Origin of the sequence: Pseudomonas sp. NBRC 111138, from assembly GCF_001320835.1 — a bacterium.
GTDB lineage: Bacteria > Pseudomonadota > Gammaproteobacteria > Pseudomonadales > Pseudomonadaceae > Aquipseudomonas > Aquipseudomonas paracarnis.
Window position 1 is genome coordinate 1 of sequence record NZ_BCBO01000168.1, and the last position, 825, is coordinate 825.

General features: G+C 63.2%; 1 protein-coding gene. It reads left to right on the forward strand.

The window, feature by feature from the left end; all coding sequences use genetic code 11:
- The coding region (locus tag APH41_RS26960) for a PQQ-binding-like beta-propeller repeat protein (RefSeq protein WP_156359098.1) at nt 1-825 on the forward strand (825 nt) is incomplete at both ends.

The window sequence follows — 825 nt, forward strand, 5'->3', positions numbered from 1 at the left end:
CGCTCGGCCTTCGGTGACCGTTACTCGCCACTGGCACAGATCACCCCGGAGAATGCCCATAAGCTGGTGCCGGCGTGGACTTATCGCACTGGCGACATCCCTGGCCCAGGCGATCCCGGTGAAACCACCGCCGAAAATACCCCGCTGAAAGTCAATGGCATGCTCTACGTGTGCACACCGCACAGCCAAGTGATTGCCCTGGACCCGGATACCGGCAAGGAAATCTGGCGTTTCGACCCGAAGATCACCACCCAGGGTGCTGAGAGCTTCAAAGGTTGGGCGCACATGACCTGCCGTGGCGTGTCGTACCACGATGACGCTGCCTACGCTTCCGAGCAGAGCCCGACTGGCACTGCCAGCCCGGCCGCCGCTCCGAATGCCTGCCCGAAACGCATCTTCGTGCCGACCGCCGACACCCGTCTGATCGCCCTGAACGCCGACACCGGCAAGATGTGCGAAGACTTCGGTGACAAAGGCCAGGTCGACCTGCGTGCCAACATCGGTAGCTTCGCCCCAGGCGGTTACTACTCCACGTCGCCACCGGCCGTGACCAAGAACCTGGTCGTGATCGGCGGTCACGTGACCGACAACGTTTCCATCGACGAGCCAAGCGGCGTGATCCGCGCGTTCGACGTGCACACCGGCAAGCTGGTGTGGAACTGGGACAGCGGCAACCCGGACGACACCACCCCGTTGGCCGAGGGCAAGACCTACACCCGCAACTCGCCGAACATGTGGTCCATGTTCGCCGTGGATGAAAAACTCGGCATGCTCTACCTGCCGATGGGCAACCAGATGCCCGACCAGTACGGCGGCGACCGTACC